Source organism: Thermostichus vulcanus str. 'Rupite' (assembly GCF_022848905.1).
Classification (GTDB): domain Bacteria; phylum Cyanobacteriota; class Cyanobacteriia; order Thermostichales; family Thermostichaceae; genus Thermostichus; species Thermostichus vulcanus_A.
Genome location: NZ_JAFIRA010000027.1, coordinates 26,704 through 48,877, shown reverse-complemented (window position 1 = coordinate 48,877; position 22,174 = coordinate 26,704). Strand labels below are relative to the sequence as shown.

Here is a 22,174-nt window from a genome sequence, read left to right as displayed (position 1 = left end):
CACCTGTAACCGCGATCCTGAACCAACCATGGCGTCTCGGAAGCAGCATGACCAGCGTACCTATCGAATCGAATTCAAAATACACACGTACTGCTATGTCACCGATTAGTTTTGTCAGTCAACCAGGTTTTGGGCTATCGTCAGCGATGAACCCACTCATCTCCATACTTTCCAAGAATACGGCTTGCGGTTTGATATCGAAGAGGCATTTCTTGACGACCAATCCAACGGCTGGAACCTCCAAAAATCCCAGATTCGCTCGGTCTGTGCCCTCTCTCGCCTCTGGTTCCTCTTGGCAATCGCCACCCTCTATGTCACCGCTCAAGGAGTTGAGGTGGTCGCGTCCGGTAAACGTCGTTGGGTTGACCCCCATTGGTTTCGCGGCAATAGCTACTTTCGCATTGGCTGGGATTGGGTGAAGGCTGCCTTAGAGAACAGTTGGCAACTCATTCATCATGCCCGATTCACCTGTAACCGCGATCCTGAACCAACCATGGCGTCTCGGAAGCAGCATGACCAGCGTACCTATCGAATCGAATTCAAAATACACACGTACTGCTATGTCACCGATTAGTTTTGTCAGTCAACCAGATCCCAGCCTCCAGGTGAGGAGCTATCCCAGTTGGCGCGATGGCATCGGCGGCGGTTGTCGCAGTTGTTGTACTTCAGCTACGGGGTGACGTTGGTGATCCCCTATGCCAACCAACCGTTCTACATGCGGGCTGCCCCATCGGCGGGAGGATTGTATCCGGCTGAGCTGTATCTGATCTCACAGGGGGTAGCCGGGATCCCGGAAGGTTTGTACAACTATCAGGTGCGCAGCCACAGCTTGGTACGGTTTTGGGATGAAAGTCGCTGGCCCCGCTTGCAGGCCGGTTGTGCAGAAGCCGCGATTTTGAACCAGTGCTCGCTGGCTTTGGTGGTTTCGGCGGTGTTTTTTCGCTCTGCCTGGCGCTATGAGGATCGGGCCTATCGCCGCATTTGCCTGGATAGCGGCCATCTGCTGGGGAATATCGAGTTGGCGGCCAACCTCACCGGTTACCGAGCTTATCTCTTGGGGGGCTTTTGCGATCAAATCCTGGAGGAGCTATTGTTTTTGGATCCCCAAGAAGAGGGGATTTTGGCGGTTGTTCCGCTGTGGGATCTGTGGCAACCGACCTCTGCCGATACACCCCAAGAGATGCCTCAGTGGCCTGCCAATGAGTTCACCGCCCTCAGCTCCCCGATTGTTACCCACGTGCCTGAGCTACAGGAGGGGGATTGGTTACCGTTTTTGCACCGGGTGAGCCGGATCGAGAGCGGATCCCTGACCCGCCCGCCCGTGCCCGCTACAACCCCTGCCGAACCACCCGCCGACAAATACAACTTTCCCTTCTGCCTGCGAGTCAGTACCGCCACTCCACCCATCGATTGGGGACCACACCTACAAGAATTGGTGCGTAGCATCCTGAAACGGCGCTCTACCCGCCACTTCACCGGCGCAGACCTGCCACTGCAGCTGCTGCTGGCACTCCTGGATTTCACCTATCACCCGGAACACTACACTGCCCAAGGGTTGGATGGCAACCCCGATTATTTTGATCGCAGCTTGGTGGAAACCTTTGTGGTGGCCAATGGAGTGGAGGGACTAGAACCAGGGTGTTACTACTACGCGGTTCAGGCGCAAGAGTTGCGGCAGATTCGCTTCAGAAATTTCCGCAATGAGGTCTTCCAACTGTGCTTGGGGCAAGAATTGGGTCGGGATGCTGCAGCTGTTGTGTTTCACACGGCGGATTTAACCAAGGCGGTAGCGCGCTATGGGGAACGGGCCTATCGCTACCTGCATCTGGATGCGGGACATTTGGGTCAACGGCTGAACCTAGCGGCCATTGGCTTAGGCCTCGGGGTGAGCGGCATTGCTGGTTTTTTTGACAATCAAGTCAATGAAGTGCTCGGGATCCCGACATCAGAGGCCGCCCTCTACATCACCACCCTTGGGATCCCCCGTCAAGCCAGCCCCCCAAAGGGTTGAGTCATAGTTGAGTCATAGTTGAGTTAAAGAACTTAAAGATCAAAATGCAGCTTCACCCCATCTACGTACTGGGGCAGAGGCTCCAGCCCAATTGGATCCCGCTCTTCCGTCAGTGGTTCGGATTCCTTTGCCGACAGGGTATTGGCTTTGGCACCCGCATCCACCGGGCTGGAAATGCGCTCCAGGTAATAAATGCGATCCCCCCGTCGCCAAATCTCCGGTTCCGGCAGATAGAAAACCCGACTCGGCTGAGACAAATCACCGCTGACCCGCACGCCGCCGCCGCGAAACCAGCGCCCCAATCGTTGAGGCCGCAACAGCAACAGCGGCAAACACAGATCCGCCTTAATCCGGTAGGCAAACTGATCCCGCAGCCGTTCCAAAACGGGATCCTCAAGGCCCATCGGGGCCGAGAAGGGGTTGAGCAGGGTCGCTCGTGCCGCCGAGAGGGATTCTTTGGCGGGCGCAAAACCCAAGCCAGGATCGGTAGTGTTCAGGCCCAAATCCGCCAACGTGGGCAGAGTGATGGAGCGTAGCTCGGCCCGGTTGGCTTCTAAATAGCTAGCCCAGCGCTGCAGTTGCGGGAAGGGGTTTTGCAGGGTGCGGATCCCTTCCGAGATGGGCATATCGGGAAGCAACACCGTCCAGATGGTGGCAGAAACCGAGAGCTTCACCATCAACTCGGCAATCGCCCAGTTTACCTGCGGATTCAGGGTCATGATCAGCAGGGTTTCCGCATGTTCGATATCCGCCTTCAACAGCGCTGATTCGCTCAGCACCGCCTCCTGCAGGGATCCGGGGGCTGATTCTGATCTCAGGGGTTCTTCTGGGAGTTTGCCGTTGCTGGGTGTGCTTTTAGCCTCGCTGGGAGCCAGTTTCTCGCCACTTTTGCTGTAGGTGCCGTTGGCCTCTGCCCCCGTATGGATTGAGCCGGCAGCCGAACGATTGGATTTGTTGGATTTGTGGCCGTTTTGACCGTTTTGCCCACTTTTAGGGGATCCCTGGGCCGACAACAACGGGATCACCTCCACCGTTTGGTTGAGGGAACGCATCAACTGGGCCAACTGGCTGGTGAGGGGGTGATCGCCAATGATCACGGTGGAGCTGCCCTGATCCAAGCCCAACCAACGGGCCACCCAAGCGGCGGTTAGCCCCTGCACCGTCACCGTTAGAGAAATCGTCAGAAACACCAGCGCCTTGAGGGCATCTCCCCCGGTAATACCGCGCTCCGTCAGCAAGATGGCAAACAACGAAGCCACCGAAGCCGCCACAATCCCCCGGGGAGCCAACCAGGCAACGAACAGCTTCTGTCGCCAGTTGAGGTCACTGTTGAGGGTACAGAGCCAAACGCTCAAGGGGCGGATCAACACCATCAGGCAAACCACCGTCGCCAGGGATCCCCAGCCCAAAGCAAACACCGCCTTCAGGGAAAGGGTGGAGGTGAGCAAAATAAACAGCACCGAGATCGCCACCACCACCAACTGGCCGTGAAATTGCCGCACGCTGCGCTCGGCAATCGCCGCCTTTTGCCGCACCACCAACCCCGCCAGCACCACCGCCATCAGGCCCGCCTCAGACCGCAACGACTGGGCCAAGACAAAGACCGCCAGTGCCCCCGCCAGCACCACCGAGTTGCGCAAATCCTCCGTCAGAAATTGCCGCGACCAGAGCAGGAAGGATCCCATCAGCCAGCCCCCCAGCGCCCCCACCGCCGCCCCAATCGCCAATCGGCTGGACAACTGTTCCAGGGCCATGAGAAAGCTGGGATGACCGGAGAGCACCACTTGTAACACCACCACTGCTAGGATCGCCCCCACCGGATCGATCAACACCCCTTCTCCCTCCAGGAGGGTACTGACCGCCGTATCCACCCGCACCCGTTTTAGGATCGGGTTAATCACCGTTGGCCCCGTCACCACCACCAGGGATCCGAACAAAAAGGCCAAGCGCCAAGGGAATTCCCCCAAATAGTGGGCCGCCACCGCCCCCCCCACCAGCGTCAGCAGGGATCCAAACAGCACCAAGTTGCGCAAGCTATCGGAAACCTGATTCAGGCGTTGCAACCTAAGGTTAAGGCCCCCCTCAAACAAAATCAGGGCCACCGCCAAAGACACCAGCGCCTCCAGCCCGGATCCCATGGCTTGCGGATGCACCAAGCTCAAGCCATCTGGCCCCAGCAACAGGCCAAACAACAACAGGAAAACAATGCTCGGCACGCCGACAAAATTAGCCAGCACCTGAGCTCCGATCCCGGCCACCAAGGCCAGCGTAAACAGGATCGTCAGCTCAAATGAGTTTTCCATGCTGAGGCTCAACCTCCCTTAGCGAGGACTCCGTCCCACTGTTGCGGTTGCGTAAGCGGTCGCGCAAGCGATGCATAGCACCATGCGTGGCATGAACGGCTTAACGACTGGATGGTTCAGTTGCAGGGGGCTCCAGAGCTGGCCAGACAAAGGTGTGAGCGAAGAAAGAACATCATTATTCAAAACTTAATGTGACATTGCTGTCGCACTTCATTACAAGGTAACCCAGGCGGAGAATAGCCTCAACTGCACGCCACCGACAACCCTGGCAAATGACTGAACAGCCTCCTGCTCAAGAAACTCCAAGAAACTCATCGAGCCTACCCTAGCCTTGACAGCACCCTGAAGTTCAGTTGGAGAATAAGGAGGGAGCCCCTCCCCTCCTCTAGGCCCCTTCGCCTTCCGGATGGCTGAGGCTGATCTCCAAGGGTTTGACGCGGCGAATCGGTAGATTAGCAATTAAGGCCGTCGTCCCCTCTTCCGTAGCCAAACTAAATTGCAACCCCTCCGAATCCAACTCCACATAGCGCGACACCACCCCCAAGATCTCTAGGCGCATCGACTCCAGGGCTGCCGGGGTGAGATCGGCGCGGTCGTGGGCCAGGATCAACTTCAGTCGTTGTTTGGCTTGGTCACGGCTGCTACCGGAGTGGCGGGAAAAAAGCTGATCCAAAAAATCGAGGAGCATAGGCTTGGGTACTAAGTTACTAACGGTACTAACGGGTCAAAGGTGCCATTCAATCGAGACAATCTAGAGAAAACCTGTATAAAAGCAGTTCAACAGCGGTCAAAAGGCTGCTCAAATCACCCTTTGATTCAAAAACCGTTTGGCCCGTTCCCAAAACGACTCCCCCAAACTGGCCACATCTGGAAAGTCCACGGTTTCGCCTTCCAATCGGCGGGCAATACGCTGTAACGCCTGAGCCGCTAGGGGCGGGTTGCTGGAAAGCACCAGAGGTTCCCCTTTGTTGGTGGAGACGATCACCTCACGATCCTCCGGCACAATCCCCACCAACGGGATCGCCAGCACCTCCACCACATCCTCCACCGACATCATCTGGCTGGCCGCCACCATATCTGGGCGCAGACGGTTGACGATCAATCGCGTCGGTCGAATTTGTGCCGCTTCTAACAATCCCACCACCCGATCCGCATCCCGCACCGCTGCCAGCTCGGGCGTGGTGACAATGATCGCTTCGTTGGCCCCAGCTATTGCATTGCGAAACCCCTGCTCGATCCCGGCTGGACAGTCAATCAGCACATAATCATGGCTGCTGGAGAGCTTATCGATCAATTCGCGCATCTGCTCCGGCTTCACTGCCGTTTTGTTACGGCTTTGGGCGGCAGGCAACAACGAGAGATTGGGGGTGCGTTTGTCTTTCACCAAGGCTTGTTCGAGGCGACATTCTCCTGCAATCACCTCTAGGGCCGTGTAAACCACCCGGTTCTCCAGCCCCAGCAAGAGATCCAGATTGCGCAGGCCAAAATCCGCATCCACCACCACCACCGAGCGACCCAGCCGCGCCAAGGCTGTGCCCAAGTTGGCCGTTACCGTGGTTTTGCCAACTCCACCTTTACCGGAGGTCATGACAATGACTCGGCTCATACCTCTCTCCGCAGAAAATCCTGAATGGTGGCGATGCAGATGACATTATCCTGCAAGTAAACCACTTCAGGTGTGTTGGGCAGGGATCCCGCTTCGGGCGGACGGGCCACTTGATCGGCAATACGCAACTGGGTGGGATCCAGCTGGAGAGCCAAAATCAGGGCCTTTTCGTCACCATTGGCCCCAGCATGAACCACCCCCCGCAACCGTCCCCACACCCAAATATCCCCCCCAGCGATAATCTCTCCTCCAGGGTTAAGATCCCCCAGCAAAAAGACCGAACCACTGTGACGAACAGCGGTGCCAGAACGAACCGTGGAGCGCAAATACAAGGGAGTGGTATCGGTCGGAACAGGAGGAATCGCCTCCAAAGGGGAAGATTGTTCCACAGAATAGCCCAAAGTGGCCGCCGCAATTGCCGTCGAGCGGATGGTGGTTTGAACTCGCCGCAGCTGCAGCTGATACTGCGATACCAGGGCAGACAGGGTTTGCAACGTGGGCAGATCCAGCTCCCAATCCTGACTCCAGAGGGTGAGGGGGGTCGCTCCGGCCCAGAAGGGTTTGCGGCTGCGCAACTGCCAAATCAAACTTTCCCACACCTCATCCCAGTCCATGCCAGCGGGTAAATGCAGATGGAGCCCTTGGGAGTCGGAACGGAAATAGACAGTACCTGCCGCCAAATTGCGTGAAGCTGGAGTGGGCGGCGGGGAGCCTTGAGGGTTCAGTACAGGGGATCCCGTCATGACAGCAACGAGCAGAGGGATGAGGAGTCAGGGTAAACGACCGTGGGACAAAAGCCTATTCAAGCTCGACCAATTTGATCACGAGTTTGATCAACAGTAGTCAATTCAACCGTAGGCAACAATTCAAGGCAATCGCTAAAACCAAACACGAAGTCTTATCGTATTCCATTCCACGCAGCCAGTGGAGTATTTCCCAACATTTACCTTTCATGGCAGAGGAATTTCACCTTTGCGGTAACCCTATCGAAGCAGAAAATCGCTAGCTTGAGGGTAAGCCCTCTTGAGGAGGCCTCTCAATGCTGCAAACTTGCCCATTACCTTGGCTTGTTCGTTCGGGGGTGGCCCTGCTGGTGATGGGATCCCTGATTGGGGCACCCGCTCAAGCCCAAGACTGGGGTCGCTTGTTGCTCCAGGGGGTGCAACTGATGCAGGTGAGCCAACTGAGCGAGGCCCAAGAAGTCAGCCTGGGTCGCCAGATTGATCAGCACCTAAAAAGTCGGGGCGAGATTCGCCTCAGTAGGGATCCCTACTGGGTGAGTCGGGTGAACCGCATCGGCCAACGGGTGGCCGCCAGTAGCGAACGGCCCCACTTGCCTTACACTTTCCAGGTGGTTGAGGATCCGGCCATCAATGCCTTTGCCACGATGGGGGGGTTTGTGTACATCACCACCGGCGCTCTGCAAGCCGCCGACAACGACGACCAAATTGCAGCCGTCTTGGCCCACGAAGTAGCCCACATCAGCGAGCGCCACGGATTGCAACAACTGCAACAGGCAGCCACCGCCCGGTTTGGGGCGCAACTGTTGGGGGTGAATGACAACAACCTGGCGGCTCTGGCCCTAGAGGTCGGGATCCGACGACCGCAAAGCCGGGAAAACGAGTTTGTAGCCGATGAAAAAGGTCTCTGGGCAGCCTACCGAGCCGGATTTGACCCGCAGGGGATGCCGCAATTTTTGGCCAAGTTGCAGTCTCGTGGATCTCTACCGGATTTCTTGCGCACCCATCCACCTGTCCCGGAGCGCATCGCCCGCCTCAACCAACTGATTGCTCAGCACGGCATGGTTAGCCCAGCGGCCCAGACGGCCCCGCTGCCACCACAAGGCTCAGGCGGCTCCATTTTGCCTGTCGGACAACCGAGCCAAAGCCAACGTACCGAAATTGAGATTTTGCCGGTGCTGCCAGTGCTGCCTTGAACAGATGGGTCCGCCCCCTCTGTGTTGGAATTTCCGATTCCGGTATGGATTCAGTTGGGATCCCTAAAGCAACGGCAAACCGCGCATCTGGCGTAACTGATTCAAATGGGCGGGGCAGTCACAGCCAAAAAGCGCAATGGCGGTGTTGCTCTCCTCCAGGGTGAACTCCAAGAAAGGATGCTCTGCGTCATCCGCCCCCCATTCATCCGCGTCAGAAGGATCGGCTGGCTCAAAGACCATCGGGGGCCGTTGCCAGGGCAAAGTGCGGGAGCGGATAACATTCAAGTCGAACTGGGGCTGAGGCTCTAGAGCGGAGGCTTGGCTGGCCTGAGCCGCCTGGTTTGACAACAGCAGCAAAGCCAAGAGAGCCGGTGCAGCCCCGCTTGCCCAACACATGTACCAACGCAAAGGGTGGATCCCTGCCATCACTCCACAACCCACTCACTCCAGATGTAGTGTATCGCCAATTTCTGGTACCGTTCAGAGGGATCCCTGCACCTGACAGAAGAGGGGTTGTCATAAACAGATTCCAGTTTCAACCTCGGTTTAGGTTTAGGATGTTAGGATATCTTTAGATTTTTAGAATATCTTTAGCATTGGGGATCCCAACCTCACCGCCTCTGTGCCCTTAGGGGGTAGTGAGCACGCAAGCCCTTTTTCCTTTTGCAGTACTGCATCGAGCCCAACCCCGTCTTGTTTTCCCATTCCGTCAATTCAGGAGATTCCCATGGCTGCTCGTAATGGTCATTCCAGCACCCTATCGGAGCAAGATGCTCCTACTGGCTCTAGCAATGGGTTGAACTTGGCCCCCCGCCCTGAACAAGACTTGGCTTCTCAAGGTGCGTCTGAAGCCAGCGCTCTCGCCAAACCCATGAATCGGCCCGTGTTTGTGGGCGACGTCAAGATTAGTGAGATTGGCCCGGACAACCGCCCCATTGGAGCCTCTAGTCTCAAGGTGGTGGAATACTTCAGCGATCGTCCGGTGACTGCCTCCAGCCTCAAAGTGGTAGAAACCTGGGGAGAAGGCCGTCCCACCGTTGCGTCGAGCGCCAAGTTCATCACGGATCGCATCCCCAATCGCCCGGTGATGGTGGATGGCCTCAAAATCGCCAAAACCTTCATGGGCAATCGCCCCATCGAAGCCAGCTCTCTCAAGATGCTTCATTGACCGGGATCCTTGAGGGATTACTCGGTGGCATCTCTGAGGGATCCCGCTTGCTAACCTGGGTTGAGGCCACATTGGGGCATGGCACATGGAGATCCTGGCCGTTCTGTTGGGGTTGTTGACGGGGTTAGGAGGGGGAGCAGGCTATCTTGCGGATCAGTCGGCGCGGCAGCTGTTGCTGGATCAGCTGGATCGAGCAGAAATTCTCGAGGTGCGCATCCAAAGTCAGCCCAACTACCGCCTTCTAAATGGCGAGGCTGATCGCCTGTTGATTGCCGGACGAGGATTGTATCGAGCCCCTTTTCCTCGGATCGAGGTTTTAGAGCTGGAAACCGATGCCCTGGCGATCAACCCTTCCTCGTTTCAGGGGGATCCCTTACGGTTGGATCGGCCCCTACAGGCAGCGGTGCGCATCGTAGTACGGGCGGAGGACTTGAATGCCGCTCTGAACTCACCAGAAATTCTCAGCCAATTCCAGAACATTCAAGCGGATTTGCCCTTTGGTGGACGCCGGGAAGAACCCAGCCGTTTTGATTTGCGTCAGCCCCGTATCGATTTATTGGATCCCAATCGCATTCAACTTTCCGCCATTTTGGTGGAGCGCAACGGCGAGATGGAGCAATCCATCGATGTAGCGTTCAATGCCGGGATCCGCGTCGAGGGGGGGCAAAGCCTCAGGCTCCAGGATCCAGAGTTTGTGGTTGCCTCTGTGCGGGTGCCGGATGAAATTTCTGAGGCTTTTCTGGGTGGGCTGAATGAAGTGTTTAACCTCGAAGAACTGGAAGAACTCGGGATCCTGCTGCGGGTACTGAGCCTAGAGGTAGGATCCGATCAGCTGGAGGTCATCGGGTTTGTCCGGGTCGAGACCCTGGCTCATCTGACGGGATCCCGGCGGGCTGCTCTGCCTTGAAGCCTACAGCTTGTCGATTGTGCCGTGTTCCGCCAGGATCTTTTCGATGCGGGCCTCATCTAGGCGGGAAAACAGCCGCGCAGCCTCTTGGTTGTCCCGAATCGTTTTGGCCAAGGTAAAGCTGGAACTCATGGTGAACAAAAAGCTGACCGCCAGATAGCCTTTGGTCTGCTCCTCAATCGGCGCGTAAAGGATCCCGAGGGTACTAAACAGTACGGAAGCGATAAAGGCAATCCAAACCTGTGCGATCCAAGCCTGGGTATCCTTCTGAAAGGGCAAAGGTTTCATATCTTGCTCCAAATCTTGAGAATGGTGGGCCATCTATAACCGCTTACCTTTCAGTCTCCCGAACCGGGCTGCCCATGGCTGCTGAGGCTGTGCCAGTTTCATCGCTGTCCCGGACGCTTGGCTCCATTTCGGGGGATCCCCGCAGAGCCGCTCTTTCTTCGCTACCCTAGAGCTAGGTGAGATAGAGGGATTGCCAACGATGAGCCACTACGGAGGGCGTATAGCAGAGTTCGGATCCATTGGGTCGGCAGGACGGCGTTCCCGCCCACGGCGTGGCACTGCCCTGCAACTGGGGATCCTGGGTTTCTTAACCGGATTGGGGCTAATGGGGGGAGTTTGGTGGTACAGCATCGGGCCGCAACAAACCCTCTCCGTCTACTGGCTAACCACCGCTGACAACGCCATCTACTATGTACAGCAAGAGCGTACCGTGCGTGCCCTCGATGCCCAAGAAGGGATCCGCCTCGCTCTGCAGGAACTGATTGCTGGCCCCAACGACCCTCAACTCAGTACGGCGATCCCACCTGAAACGCAAGTACTGGATGTGCGGATCGAGGGAAACGATATTTTTCTCAATTTCTCTCCCGAATTCACCCAAGGTGGGGGATCCAGCATGATGATGGGCCGGATCACCCAGGTTCTCTACACAGCCACCAGCCAAAATCCCGACGCACGGGTGTGGATCTCGGTGGAGGGCCGCGCCCTAGAGGTCTTAGGAGGAGAGGGACTGATCATCGATCAACCCCTGACCCGCGCTTCGTTTGTGCCGAGTTTCCAACTCCCGGCAGAACCGGATGCTGAGCCAGCAGAAGTATCAGCCTCCTAGGGGCAGGGTAGAGGGCGCATGAGCTGGTTGAACCGGGTTGGCAATAGCTGGCTCTTGGCTGGGCAAGTGATTTTGCATCTCAGCCAAGGCCGTATTCATCGTCGCAATACCTTGGATCAGTTGTCTGCGGTCGGGCTGGAATCCTTGTTTATTGTTTTGATCACGGCTGTGGTGATCAGCGGTGTGTTCACCATCCAACTGGCGCGAGAGTTTATCAACTTTGGGGCTTCCTCCCTGATTGGGGGCGTTTTGGCCATTGCCCTCACCCGTGAACTCACCCCCGTGGTAACAGCTGTGATCCTGGCCGGTCGAGTGGGATCCGCCTTTGCCGCCGAACTGGGCACCATGAAGGTGACCGAACAGATCGATGCCTTGCAACTGTTGCGCACGGATCCCGTCGATTATCTGGTGATCCCGCGGGTTATGGCCTCGGGGCTGATGCTGCCCGTACTGACCATCCTGTCTTTGCTCACGGGGCTGGTGGGAGGGATGATCATCTGCGCTTCCGTCTACAACATCTCCCCCAACCTGTTCCTCACCTCAGCTCAAAACCTGCTCGCCCCCTGGGATTTACTGGTGTGTTGTTTTAAGGCGATGGTGTTCGGGTTCTTGATTGCCATTGTCGGCTCCAGTTGGGGCCTCTCCACAACCGGCGGGGCCAAAGGGGTGGGGCGCTCCACAACCGATGCGGTGGTGACCGCGTTGCTGGGGGTGTTCGTCACCAACTTTCTCATTTCCTGGTTGCTGTTTCAGGGGCCGGGGAGTGCCCTCAGCCGCGCATTTTAAGGGATCCCGTTCTAGCTTTTTCCGACTTCATGTAAGCTAGAAAGCCAAACGAAATCCTTGTCAGGCAGTAGATTCACCTCTATTAGCCGTAGTAGATACCACTGGAATCAGCTGTACTGCCGCTAAGATGAGGTCTCTTGTCTTTGCCTGGGTCTGAACTTATGCAAGTTGAATTTCAAATCTTTCGTCAATTACCCCCTGGCCCTCCCCGTCTGCAATCCTTCTGGCTAGAGACTTCCCCCAGTGCCACGATTCTGGATTGCCTCAACCAAATCAAATGGGAGCAAGATGGCAGCCTTGCCTTTCGCAAAAACTGCCGCAATACCATCTGTGGCAGCTGCGCCATGCGCATCAACGGTAGAGCCGCCCTGGCTTGTCAGCAACATGTCGAAGAGGAGCTGCAACCGAATCGCCCCCATCCCACCCGCATCACCATTGGCCCCATGGGTAACCTGCCGGTCTTGCGGGATCTGGTTGTGGATATGCAACCCTTCTGGAATGACCTCAGCCGGGTGGATCCCTTTGTCAGTACAGCGGGCCGTCGGATCCCAGAGCGGGAATTTCTCCAATCGCCTGCCGAGCGGGATCATCTTAACGCTGCCAGTGGCTGCATTCTCTGTGGAGCCTGCTATTCCGATTGCAACGCCAAAGAGGTGAACCCGGAGTTTGTCGGCCCTCATGCTCTAGCCAAAGCCAACCGCCTTGTGCAGGATAGCCGCGACAGCCGGCGGGAGGAGCGCCTGCAAGCTCAAGACAATCTGTCTGGGGTATGGGGATGTACCCGCTGCTGGAACTGCAACACCGTCTGCCCGATGGGGGTAGCACCGCTGGATCAGATTACGGAACTGAAGCAAGGGATCCTAGCCAGATATCCCAATGAGAAACCGGTTTCTGAAGTCAGCCGTCCGATTCGCCACCGCAAAACCCTGGTGCAACTGGTGCGCTCCGGGGGCTGGGTTGATGAACGTCGCTTTGGATTACAGGTGGTGGCCAATCAAGGACGGGATCCCAAGGGGTTGCTGAGTTTGGCGCCTTTGGGATTGCGCATGTTGGGCAAAGGCAAATTCCCTTTTCGATTTAAGGCTTCCTCAGGTACTGCAACGGTACGGCGGTTGATCGATGTGGTGCGGCAGGAGGGCCTGGAGTGAGCTACTGCCACTCCATTTCTGGGAGAGCCGCCGCTGCTGCACTGGAAGGCTGCAAGCTGGTCGATTGAGTTGCAAAGGGTATCTGTGAGCTTGGCCGTTATCCTACATTTCTAAGGTTCTCCTGTCTAAGGTTCTCCTGGCCCGAAACCAACCTAGCACTCAAAATCTGGTCACCCAACTTGATCTGGTGCAGCACTTCCGTCCCTTCCGTCACGTAGCCAAATACCGCATAGCGGCCATCCATCAGATTCAACCCTGCTGGGGTTAGATCTGGCTCTGCCATGAAAATAAAAAATTGTGAGGAGGCGCTGTTGGGATCCTCTGGGTAGCGAGCCATGGCCACTGTTCCTTCTGCCGAAAAGGGCAGAGCGGGTTCCACATCCCACATGCCCAACTGCTCAAAGGTTTGGCCGTAGTGGGGGATTACCTCTCCTTTGGCGCGAATTTCCAGTGGGATGGTACGGATTTTGCCGGTAGCCGGATCCACATACCCATCGGCAGGGCCAGGGGGATCCCCCGCTTGAATCACGTAGAAATTTTCCACCCGGTCAAAACTGAGGCCATCGTAGAAGCCCCGCTGCACCAAATCGGCGAAATTGCCAGCGGTAATCGGGGCACTGTAGCCATCTAGGGTGATCAACAGGTCTCCGGCGGTGGTTTTAAGCTCCACCTCAGCTCGACCCAGCAGTTGTGGCCTATCCGCATACTCGGCAGGGACATCGTAGGGAAAAGGCCCTAACCAGTTGTCCTCCAGGGATCCCAGGCTAGCCAAGAGGCGGTCGTAAGCAGCGCGGGCGGCCTCTTTGCCCTTGGATTTGCGCTGGGTTTCCTGACTCACCACTTGGAGTTGCTCACGGATGCTGGCCATCTGTTCAGAAGCGGCAGGCAGCTTGGCTTCCGGTAACCCGGCTAGCAACGGGGCTGCATAGCGATCCAGCAACCGCTCCACCAGACGAACATCCCCTCGTACTGCTGACCAACGGTTGTATTTCAGATCAGCATCGATTTTGGAGATCGCCTCGTCCAATTCCAGCAAGCTGGACTCCTGAATGGGTAAGGCTTGTCGTAGGAGGGTACGAGCATCGGTGATGGCATTGCCTTGCGGAAGGGCCAGTGCCGGAATCGCCCAGAAAAGAACACATATCAGACCGATAAGACGGAGCTGTGGCCAGGAAAGTACCCGTTTAACTTGCTGAATCATGATTCGCCACGAAAAGCGCTTTGTTCTCAGCCTGACATCCTTGCGTTACCGGCGGCAAGCGTTGAACCTGTTGATTCGGATATCGGGAGCCATTCAGGGTTAGGGCCGTCAACCGAGGGGAGCAGCTTTGCTACACTCAGAGGTAATTTGCAGGTCGTTTGCTTGGGATCCCGAGTTCAGTAGCTGTGACACTTAGGGATGCTCCCAGCCGAAGGGTGACCAGGTTGCAGGAGCTTGAGCGGTTGAAGAGGGATCCCTGGGGTGAGGAGGACGATTAGGTCATGGTGGCAAAGCAACTGAAGTTCTACTGGAGCCCACAGCATCAACTCTTTAGCTGTGATGGGGCCAAGCTAGAGGGGCATGGCTACATTCAAACCAATCCATCCCATGATTTGGTTCATCTACTGATTGCCGCCAACGGTAATATGCCCTGGCAACCGGTGGAGACCCGGGAGCAAACCTGCTTTGCCGAGTATAACGCGGTGATGCTAGAGCATCTGTTGGTGAATTGTTTCAACACAGCCGCTGTGGGATCCATGACGGCAGAACAAATCATTCCAGAAGCACGCAAGTTTCTCAAGTGGTTTGTTTCCGATCACTATGCTCCTTTTCCCGTTTCCGAAGAAGAAGCCTTTCGTCGTTTTGCCGAACATTTGGACATCGAGTGTATCGTGCGCCTGTTCCCCTATTTTTATAACTTGCGCGCCTGGGAATGGCTCAGCCCTGACTACCGCAACGAGATCTACGATCTTGAATTTACTTCTGAGGATGATCCCGTTCAAGACTCGCCAGAATGGGCAGCAGAAACCAATGTTTTAGAGACCCAAGAACTGGTGAGACAAAAGCTCACAGAGGCTCTGGCAGAGGCAAGGGTACTCAAACCCAAACCGGAGCCTGTAGTTGCCCAATTGCAATCCAATTTATCCAGCCAGAAGAAATGGAAATCCGGGACTGGTTTTAGCTCTGTTTGGGCTTACTAATTGGCCACTACAACAAGACGACGGAAAGACTTTTTGCCCACCTGTAGGATCTTTCCCTCTAGTTCAGCTGAACTGAGAAACTCGGTTTCAGGATCCTCAATTTTTTGGCCATCCAGACGGACAGCACCCCCTTGAATTTGTCGGCGGGCATCCGCAGCACTTTTGCACAAGCCCGATTCACGCAAGATGTAGTTCAGTTTGGCCGGATACTGCAGGTGAACAATGGAAAATTCGGGAATGGATCCCGTCTCTTGAGTGCTCCCCTGCAACACCAAAGATTGGGCTGTCCGCTGTGCTTCTTCTGCGGCGGCAGCGGAATGAAACTGGGCCACAATGGTTTTGGCCAAAAGAATCTGTCGTTCTCTAGGATTATCTGGCAACTCCGTCAACGGGATCCGGGTGAGCAATTCAAAATAACGCTCCACCAGATGATCCGGCACCTTCTCCAGCTTGGAGTACATGGTGAGGGGATCCTCCGTCAGCCCGACGTAATTGTTTTTGGACTTCGACATTTTCTGGTAGCCATCCAAGCCCTCCAACAGCGGCACCGTCAGACAGAACTGCGGCGTTTGTCCTTTCCAGATTTGCAAGTCCCGCCCTGTGAGCAGATTAAACCGTTGGTCGGTTCCCCCCAATTCCACGTCCGCCTCCAAAGCCACAGAATCATAGCCCTGCAAAAGCGGATATAGAAACTCGTGCAGATATACCGGTGTACCTGACTGGTAGCGCTGGGCAAAATCCTCTTTGGCCAACATTTGCCCTAAGGTCATCTGGGCCTGAAGCTCAATCATCTCAGTCAAGGTCAGCCCCGCCAACCACTCGCTGTTTCGGCGCAGTTCCAACCGACCGGGGGTATCAAAATCCAAAATCTGGCGGGCTTGATCCAGGTAGGTACGGGCATTTTCCTCGACTTCTGCGGGTGTCAAACGGGGACGTGCCTCCGATTGCCCCGTCGGATCCCCGACCAGAGCCGTAAAATCACCAATGAGCAAAATCGCCACATGGCCCGCATCCTGAAACTGCCTCAACTTCCGCAAGGCGACAGAATGGCCCAGGTGTAAATCGGGTCGGGTCGGATCAATGCCCAACTTAATGCGCAAAGGGCGGTCCGTCTCTGCCAAGCGCTTGGCCAAGGCTGCTGCTCCACCGGGGAAAATCTCTGCGACCCCCCGCTCGGTGATCTCGGCTATCAAGGGATCCCGGTTAGGGGCAACAGCTTGCGGGACTGATGTTGGCGATGTACTCAAAATCGGCTCCATCCGGCTCGATACACTTCACGATTTTCACTTACACGGGCCTCCCAGGAAAGCCTGTTGAGGGCCTCCGTGCCTGGGGGAGGGTCTGCCCTTCTGTCCCTGTCAATGGGTTTATTGACACTCCCCGCACTGATGTAGCCACTTGGGCGATGCCGGGGTTGATCTTGGCGGGAGTGGGCATGGGTGGGATCCATCGCGGCTGGACCCTGGCGGATCCCTATGGGCAGTATCTTTGGGCCAAGTTGATCTTGGTGTTAATGATCATGGCCCTGGGGGCCCACAACAAGTTTCGCCTAGTACCGGCTTTGCGAGAAGGTCACTTGGCGGTCAGATCCTCGTTGCAGAGCATCGTCCGTTTGGAGGGGGTGGGTTTGCTCATGGTGTTGGCCCTGAGCAGTTTTTTGGTGGCTCAAGCGCCCCCCAGTCATGGCTGAGCTCATGAAAAGGGATCCCTGGCCCGTCCGGTTTGTCAAGAACAGTTGGAGGATCCCCCGATTCACTTGAGCTTTTCTCCCTGTCACCCCGGCCCCAATCAAGTGCGGGTGGAGGTGGAAGGGATCCCGATCCAGGCCTTGACTCTGGGGTTTTCTCTGCCGGGACAAGGGATCCCACCGTTTCATTGTTCTCTTTGGCCGGATCAGTCGGGGCACTGGATCCTGCCAGAGGTACAACTGGCTTTGCCCGGGGAGTGGCAGATTGATCTGGCCTTGTTGGTCAGCGATTTTGAAGCGATTTTGAAGAGCGCCGAGTCCAGTTCAGGGTGGCGCTCTCCCCCCAAAAGGGGTAGCGACTACTCCACCTCAACTCCATGAGCGCTGAAAAAGAGGAAAGCCCCCAACAAGTAGGGGCCAAGACATCAGTATCAGCAACGGATAGGAATGGGGGTTACATCATGCCCATACCGCCCATACCACCCATACTCCCTGGGCCACCCGCCGGGGCAGCAGACTTAGGTTCGGGTTTTTCTACCACAATCGCTTCCGTTGTCAGGTACATTCCCGCAATGGAAGCAGCATTCTGTAGGGCAGAACGAGCCACTTTCGCCGGATCGACGATCCCCTGGGCGATGAGATCGACATAGTTTCCCGTCAGGGCATCGAAACCAAAAGGCATCTCTTTTTCCAATACCTTCTCGACCACCACGGATCCCTCAAGGCCCGAGTTGTGGGCAATTTGAAACAATGGCGCCTGCAAAGCCCGCGAAACAATATCTGCGCCGATCTGCTCTTCCGGTTTCAGCTTCGCCTTAAAGGCAGGGATCCCTTTGGAAAGATGTAACAGAGTGGCTCCTCCTCCAGGAACAATCCCTTCTTCTACAGCAGCTTTGGTAGCATTCAAGGCATCTTCAATACGCAGCTTGCGATCCTTAAGCTCTGTTTCGGTTGCAGCTCCCACTTTGATTACAGCCACACCCCCAGATAACTTGGCGATGCGCTCTTGCAGTTTTTCGCGGTCGTACTCAGAATCGGTAGCTTCCAACTGCTTACGAATTTGTCCGACTCGCTTCTCCACCAAGGCTTTGGTGGATCCATCTGTCACAATGGTGGTCTTGTCTTTGGTCACGGTAATTTTGCGAGCCACACCCATCATGTCGAGGGTGACACTGTCTAGTTTGATGCCAATATCTTCGGAGATCATCTGGCCGCCCGTGAGGATGGCAATATCTTCCAACATCGCTTTGCGTCGATCCCCAAAGGCGGGAGCTTTCACAGCCACCACATTCAACACACCCCGCAAGCGGTTGACCACCAAAGTGGCCAGGGCTTCTCCTTCTACATCTTCTGCCAGTACCAACAGAGGGCGACCTTCACGGGCAACGCGCTCCAAAATGGGCACCAAGTCTTGCAGACTGGAAATTTTGTTGTTGGTGATCAGCAGGTAGGCATTTTCGTATTCCGTCACCAGCCGCTCTGGATCGGTTACGAAGTAGGGGGAAATGTAGCCTCGGTCGAACTGCATCCCTTCCACCAAATCCAGTTCGGTCTCCAAGGATTTGGATTCTTCGACCGTAATCACCCCATCTCGACCTACCGCATCCATTGCTTTGGCGATCATCTCGCCCACTTCACTGTCATTACCCGCAGCAAGGGCTGCCACTTCCGCGATGGTCTTACGGCCCTCTACAGGCTTGGCGTGAGCAGCAATTTGCTCCACCAAGTAAGCCGTGGTTTTCTCAATGCCTCGTCGCAAGCTGATCGGATTGGCACCCGCCGAAATATTTTTCAAGCCTTCCCGCACCATGCTTTGAGCCAGGATAGTTGCAGTGGTGGTGCCATCTCCGGCAACATCATTGGTTTTGGAGGCTACTTCCCGCATCAGCTGAGCGCCCGTGTTTTCTAAGGGATCTGCCAGCTCAATTTCTTTGGCAATCGTGACACCGTCGTTGATGATTTGGGGGGCACCAAACTTTTTCTCCAACACCACATTGCGTCCCTTTGGGCCAACGGTGACTTTGACAGCATTCGCCAGTTGATTGATGCCCTGCTCCAGTGCCTTACGGGCTTCGTCCTTGAACAGAATCAGCTTTGCCATAGAATCCACGATCCTCGTAAATTGGACTGGGCTATTTCACGCCGAGTGCCGACAGCCGCGCAGGGATCCCTGGGGAATCCATCAACCTAACCCAACACAGAGCTCGCACTCAGTTAGCACTCTAAAACCCCGAGTGCCAATCTAGCCCAAAGGCGGGATCCTGAGCAAGATGCCCCGGTTGGACGCTAAGAGTTTCCCCCAATCAAAACATCCGGAAACTGAGCCTGGGCATCACTAATGGAACGGTTGCGTCCGCCATTTTGCCAGTAGTTGATCACTTCCGTGGCTTGGTTGAGCAATTCGATGCGATCCACCTCGCTGATCCAAGTTTTGCTTTCTAGCTCAGCTTTGAGCTGTTCCCAAGCATCATCACGGGGCCAGAAGAAGTAGTGGGTGAGGGGGCTGCGGTTTTTGGCCACCACCTGATCCACGGCAATGGCCAAGTCATTTTCCAGCCACAGGGCTTTCAGGGCAAACTTCGGCAAGGCTCTCTTCTCCTTCGTGTGCTAACCAGCAATCATTCAGTGCAAGTGTTGCCCGATCCAAACCTAACCGGGCAGCCTCCTATTCTGGCACAAGTTTTCCCTAGCTGAGCTTAGAAAGACTTTCTGAAGCGACCGTTCTGGTATCCCGAACGGATGGTAGACCCGTAGATCCGTGCGCTTGGGAACAATCTTGCTCCGCAAGATGTGGAGTCCCATCATCCAATGCCAGTTGAATAGCACAAGGGCTCTACCCAAATCTGGGACAGCAAAATGGTTTAATGGGAGCTTAGCGATCTTTGCAGACCCCTATGGCAGAAACCCTCCTGTTTAATGCTTTGCGTGCCGCCCTAGACGAAGAAATGGCACGGGATCCCAGTGTGTTTGTTTTGGGAGAAGATGTTGGCCATTATGGTGGATCCTACAAGGTCACCAAAGACCTCTATCAGAAATACGGGGATTTGCGCCTGCTGGATACCCCGATTTGTGAGAACAGCTTTACCGGTATGGCGATTGGGGCAGCCATGACTGGGTTGCGTCCGGTGATCGAAGGCATGAACATGGGCTTTTTGCTCCTGGCCTTCAACCAAATTGCCAATAACGCGGGCATGTTGCGCTACACCTCTGGCGGTAATTTTAAGATTCCGGTGGTGATTCGCGGACCAGGGGGGGTCGGTCGGCAACTGGGGGCTGAGCATTCACAGCGCTTGGAGGCTTATTTTCAAGCAGTGCCGGGTTTGAAAATCGTGGCTTGTTCCACCCCCTACAATGCCAAAGGCTTACTCAAGTCCGCCATTCGGGATGATAATCCGGTGTTATTTTTTGAGCATGTGCTGCTCTACAACCTCAAAGAAGATCTGCCGGAAGAAGAATACCTCCTGCCGCTGGATCAAGCGGAGGTGGTCAGAGAGGGATCTGATATCACCATTCTCACCTACTCCCGCATGCGCTATCACGTCATGAAAGCGGTGGATAGTCTGGTGCAGGCGGAGATTGAGCCAGAGGTGATCGACTTGATTTCTCTCAAGCCTTTGGATATGGACACCATTGCGGCTTCGGTTCGCAAAACCCACCGCGTGATCATTGTCGAAGAAGACATGAAATCCGGTGGCATTGGGGCAGAACTGACGGCTCGGATTACCGAAGAGCTGTTTGACGAATTGGATGCGCCCGTGGTGCGCTTGGCCTCTCAGGATATTCCTACCCCCTACAATGGCACGATGGAAGCGGCCACCATTGTGCAACCGGCGGATATTGTTGCTGCTGTTGAGCAAATGCTGTAAGTGCTCTAACTTTCCGTCCGCGCAACCGGCTGGCCAAAATCTCTTGAGGAACCTTGCTAAGATTTGCATGGCAGGGATCCCAGGGTCATGCAAGGCGTACTGCTCATCGTCTACATGTTGTTTGTCAGTGGCCTGATCGCCGTCGTGGGGGATCGGGTCGGCTATCGGATTGGCAAGAAGCGTCTCACCTGGTTTAATTTGCGCCCGCGCCACACGGCTGTTTTGGTAGCAGTGATAACAGGAGTGAGTATTTCTGGACTGACCCTGGCCACCCTGTTGCTTTTGAACCGTTCCCTCTCAGAAGCTCTATTCAGCTACACCAGTCAAATTGCCCAAGCCGAACAGGAGTTACGGGCTCTCAACCGCGAAAAAGCTCTGTTGCAAACAGAGAACGCTGCCCTTAGAGCTGAGCGAGACAGCCTCAAAGTGGATCTTGACCTTTTTCGCAACCAGCAATCGGCTGCCCAAACCCGACTGAGCGAGGTACGCGATCAACTGACGGTGGCCTTGCAGGAGCGACAAGAGGTGGAAGCCAAGTTGGCGGCTGTGAATGAGCAGTTGGCCAATGTGCAACCCAGCCTGGATCAGGCCAATGCGGAGTTGAACGAAGTGAAGGCCGAGGTGGAGTCGGCCCGGCAACAGATTGCCATGCTGGAGGAGCAGAAACGAGCTTTGCAACTGGATCGGGATCAATTGGAGCGCTCTCTGGATGTGGTGCAGGTGGCTCTGAGCAACTTGGAGGAACAGAAAACCCAACTGGAACAGGAGATTGAGCAATTTAATCGGTTGGCGGTGAGCTTACGACGGGGAGAATTGGCTATTTTGGCGGGGGAAGTCTTAGCAACCGGGGTAGTGAATACCCCAGCAGGGGCTGAACCTAGCTCCACCCAACAGCAATTTGAGCAAATTCTGGCCCAAGCGGAACAGCAAGCCCTAGCGCTGGGATCCCAACCGGCCCCCCCTTTGGACAATGCGATCATGATACGCCGGGAGGATGCCGAACAAGCCCTTGAGAAGTTGAAGGAAACCGGCAGTTGGGCGGTGCGAGTTGTCTCCCTCACCAATCGCCTTAAGGGGGAGCCTGTGCCTGTAATTGTGCAAATTTATCCCAATCAACAGATCTTCCCCAAGGGATCCGTGTTGGCCAGCGGCGTAATTCAGCCGGGTTTGGATGAAAGTCAAATTCAGCAGCAACTGCTGGGGTTACTCAACCAGGCCAACCAACGCTCCCAGGAGGAGGGCCTTCTCTCAAATCCGATCACTGGCACAGTTGGGGAATTTTCTCAGGTGAAGTTTCTGGAAATTGTGCAGCAACTGCGCCAAAGCACCACTCCTTTGGATGTGAAGTTGGTAACAGACACAGATATCTACACGGCGGGGCCGTTGCGGGTGAGCTTCTTGATGGAGGAGACGGCTGCCCAACAGACTGACTCAACGCCCCGACGGGCGGAGCTGCCTTGA

General features: G+C 55.7%; 23 protein-coding genes. 13 read left to right on the top strand and 10 right to left on the bottom strand.

The window, feature by feature from the left end; all coding sequences use genetic code 11:
• Positions 1-184: 184 nt before the first annotated feature.
• Together JX360_RS10950 and JX360_RS10945 are read left to right on the top strand one after the other, a co-directional pair.
• Positions 185-574, top strand: coding sequence for a hypothetical protein (locus JX360_RS10950; protein ID WP_244350755.1), 390 nt, complete (start codon positions 185-187; stop codon positions 572-574).
• Between the two features lie 48 nt (positions 575-622).
• On the top strand, positions 623-2,011 hold the full coding sequence (locus JX360_RS10945) for a SagB/ThcOx family dehydrogenase (RefSeq protein ID WP_244350753.1): 1,389 nt from the start codon (positions 623-625) through the stop codon (positions 2,009-2,011).
• A 32-nt stretch (positions 2,012-2,043) separates the two neighbouring features.
• Here the strand turns inward: JX360_RS10945 and JX360_RS10940 are convergent, their stop codons facing one another.
• From JX360_RS10940 to minC, 4 genes are all read right to left on the bottom strand, one after another.
• A complete protein-coding gene (locus tag JX360_RS10940) occupies positions 2,044-4,314 on the bottom strand; it encodes a cation:proton antiporter (RefSeq protein ID WP_244350751.1) in 2,271 nt (756 codons plus the stop codon).
• A 385-nt stretch (positions 4,315-4,699) separates the two neighbouring features.
• Positions 4,700-5,002 carry a cell division topological specificity factor MinE gene (minE, locus tag JX360_RS10935; RefSeq protein WP_244350749.1) on the bottom strand — a complete coding sequence of 101 codons (303 nt, stop codon included), beginning with the start codon at positions 5,000-5,002 and terminating at the stop codon, positions 4,700-4,702.
• Between the two features lie 111 nt (positions 5,003-5,113).
• Entirely contained in the window at positions 5,114-5,920 is an 807-nt protein-coding gene (gene minD / locus JX360_RS10930; RefSeq protein ID WP_244350744.1) for a septum site-determining protein MinD, read from the bottom strand.
• Complete coding sequence (minC, locus tag JX360_RS10925) at positions 5,917-6,663, bottom strand: septum site-determining protein MinC (protein ID WP_244350743.1); 747 nt, start codon at positions 6,661-6,663, stop codon at positions 5,917-5,919. The genes minD and minC overlap by 4 nt, the downstream gene beginning before the upstream one ends.
• Before the next feature lie 296 nt (positions 6,664-6,959).
• Here minC and JX360_RS10920 point away from each other — a divergent pair, with 296 nt between their 5' ends.
• Positions 6,960-7,856 (top strand): M48 family metallopeptidase, encoded by an 897-nt coding sequence (locus JX360_RS10920; protein WP_244350742.1) that lies wholly within the window; start codon positions 6,960-6,962, stop codon positions 7,854-7,856.
• A 63-nt stretch (positions 7,857-7,919) separates the two neighbouring features.
• Here JX360_RS10920 and JX360_RS10915 read toward each other — a convergent pair whose 3' ends face one another.
• Positions 7,920-8,282 carry a hypothetical protein gene (locus JX360_RS10915; protein WP_244350741.1) on the bottom strand — a complete coding sequence of 121 codons (363 nt, stop codon included), beginning with the start codon at positions 8,280-8,282 and terminating at the stop codon, positions 7,920-7,922.
• Between the two features lie 301 nt (positions 8,283-8,583).
• Between JX360_RS10915 and JX360_RS10910 the strand changes: the two genes are divergently transcribed.
• Both JX360_RS10910 and JX360_RS10905 read left to right on the top strand, forming a co-directional pair.
• Positions 8,584-9,024: a hypothetical protein gene (locus JX360_RS10910; RefSeq protein ID WP_244350740.1), complete on the top strand. Its 441-nt coding sequence runs from the start codon at positions 8,584-8,586 to the stop codon at positions 9,022-9,024.
• Between the two features lie 85 nt (positions 9,025-9,109).
• Positions 9,110-9,931, top strand: coding sequence for an LmeA family phospholipid-binding protein (locus JX360_RS10905; protein WP_244350739.1), 822 nt, complete (start codon positions 9,110-9,112; stop codon positions 9,929-9,931).
• A gap of 3 nt (positions 9,932-9,934) precedes the next feature.
• Here JX360_RS10905 and JX360_RS10900 read toward each other — a convergent pair whose 3' ends face one another.
• The gene (locus JX360_RS10900) at positions 9,935-10,219 is read right to left on the bottom strand and encodes a YiaA/YiaB family inner membrane protein (protein ID WP_244350738.1); all 285 of its coding nucleotides are present in this window, start codon (positions 10,217-10,219) and stop codon (positions 9,935-9,937) included.
• A 199-nt stretch (positions 10,220-10,418) separates the two neighbouring features.
• On the opposite strand from JX360_RS10900, the gene JX360_RS10895 reads away from it, so the two are divergent.
• The 3 genes from JX360_RS10895 (at position 10,419) to JX360_RS10885 (ending at position 12,979) form a co-directional block, all read left to right on the top strand.
• The gene (locus JX360_RS10895) at positions 10,419-11,045 is read left to right on the top strand and encodes a GerMN domain-containing protein (RefSeq protein ID WP_244350737.1); all 627 of its coding nucleotides are present in this window, start codon (positions 10,419-10,421) and stop codon (positions 11,043-11,045) included.
• Between the two features lie 18 nt (positions 11,046-11,063).
• Positions 11,064-11,831: an MlaE family lipid ABC transporter permease subunit gene (locus JX360_RS10890; protein ID WP_244350736.1), complete on the top strand. Its 768-nt coding sequence runs from the start codon at positions 11,064-11,066 to the stop codon at positions 11,829-11,831.
• Between the two features lie 161 nt (positions 11,832-11,992).
• Positions 11,993-12,979, top strand: coding sequence for a succinate dehydrogenase/fumarate reductase iron-sulfur subunit (locus JX360_RS10885; protein ID WP_244350735.1), 987 nt, complete (start codon positions 11,993-11,995; stop codon positions 12,977-12,979).
• A gap of 97 nt (positions 12,980-13,076) precedes the next feature.
• Here JX360_RS10885 and JX360_RS10880 read toward each other — a convergent pair whose 3' ends face one another.
• Positions 13,077-14,180 (bottom strand): peptidylprolyl isomerase, encoded by a 1,104-nt coding sequence (locus JX360_RS10880; RefSeq protein WP_244350734.1) that lies wholly within the window; start codon positions 14,178-14,180, stop codon positions 13,077-13,079.
• A 281-nt stretch (positions 14,181-14,461) separates the two neighbouring features.
• On the opposite strand from JX360_RS10880, the gene JX360_RS10875 reads away from it, so the two are divergent.
• On the top strand, positions 14,462-15,160 hold the full coding sequence (locus JX360_RS10875) for a hypothetical protein (protein WP_244350732.1): 699 nt from the start codon (positions 14,462-14,464) through the stop codon (positions 15,158-15,160).
• Here the strand turns inward: JX360_RS10875 and tyrS are convergent.
• Positions 15,157-16,419, bottom strand: coding sequence for a tyrosine--tRNA ligase (tyrS, locus tag JX360_RS10870; RefSeq protein ID WP_244350731.1), 1,263 nt, complete (start codon positions 16,417-16,419; stop codon positions 15,157-15,159). The genes JX360_RS10875 and tyrS overlap by 4 nt on opposite strands.
• Between tyrS and JX360_RS17605 the strand changes: the two genes are divergently transcribed.
• Positions 16,389-16,850 (top strand): CopD family protein, encoded by a 462-nt coding sequence (locus JX360_RS17605; RefSeq protein WP_341830547.1) that lies wholly within the window; start codon positions 16,389-16,391, stop codon positions 16,848-16,850. The two genes, tyrS and JX360_RS17605, sit on opposite strands and share 31 nt — an antisense overlap.
• Before the next feature lie 66 nt (positions 16,851-16,916).
• Complete coding sequence (locus tag JX360_RS10860; RefSeq protein ID WP_244350729.1) at positions 16,917-17,228, top strand: hypothetical protein; 312 nt, start codon at positions 16,917-16,919, stop codon at positions 17,226-17,228.
• A gap of 73 nt (positions 17,229-17,301) precedes the next feature.
• On the opposite strand, the gene groL is transcribed toward JX360_RS10860, so the two are convergent.
• Both groL and JX360_RS10850 read right to left on the bottom strand, forming a co-directional pair.
• A complete protein-coding gene (groL, locus tag JX360_RS10855; RefSeq protein ID WP_244350728.1) occupies positions 17,302-18,948 on the bottom strand; it encodes a chaperonin GroEL in 1,647 nt (548 codons plus the stop codon).
• Between the two features lie 185 nt (positions 18,949-19,133).
• Positions 19,134-19,433, bottom strand: coding sequence for a 30S ribosomal protein PSRP-3 (locus JX360_RS10850; protein WP_244350727.1), 300 nt, complete (start codon positions 19,431-19,433; stop codon positions 19,134-19,136).
• 308 nt (positions 19,434-19,741) lie between these two features.
• Here JX360_RS10850 and JX360_RS10845 point away from each other — a divergent pair, with 308 nt between their 5' ends.
• Together JX360_RS10845 and JX360_RS10840 are read left to right on the top strand one after the other, a co-directional pair.
• On the top strand, positions 19,742-20,713 hold the full coding sequence (locus tag JX360_RS10845; protein WP_244350724.1) for an alpha-ketoacid dehydrogenase subunit beta: 972 nt from the start codon (positions 19,742-19,744) through the stop codon (positions 20,711-20,713).
• An 87-nt stretch (positions 20,714-20,800) separates the two neighbouring features.
• Complete coding sequence (locus JX360_RS10840) at positions 20,801-22,174, top strand: DUF3084 domain-containing protein (protein WP_244350722.1); 1,374 nt, start codon at positions 20,801-20,803, stop codon at positions 22,172-22,174.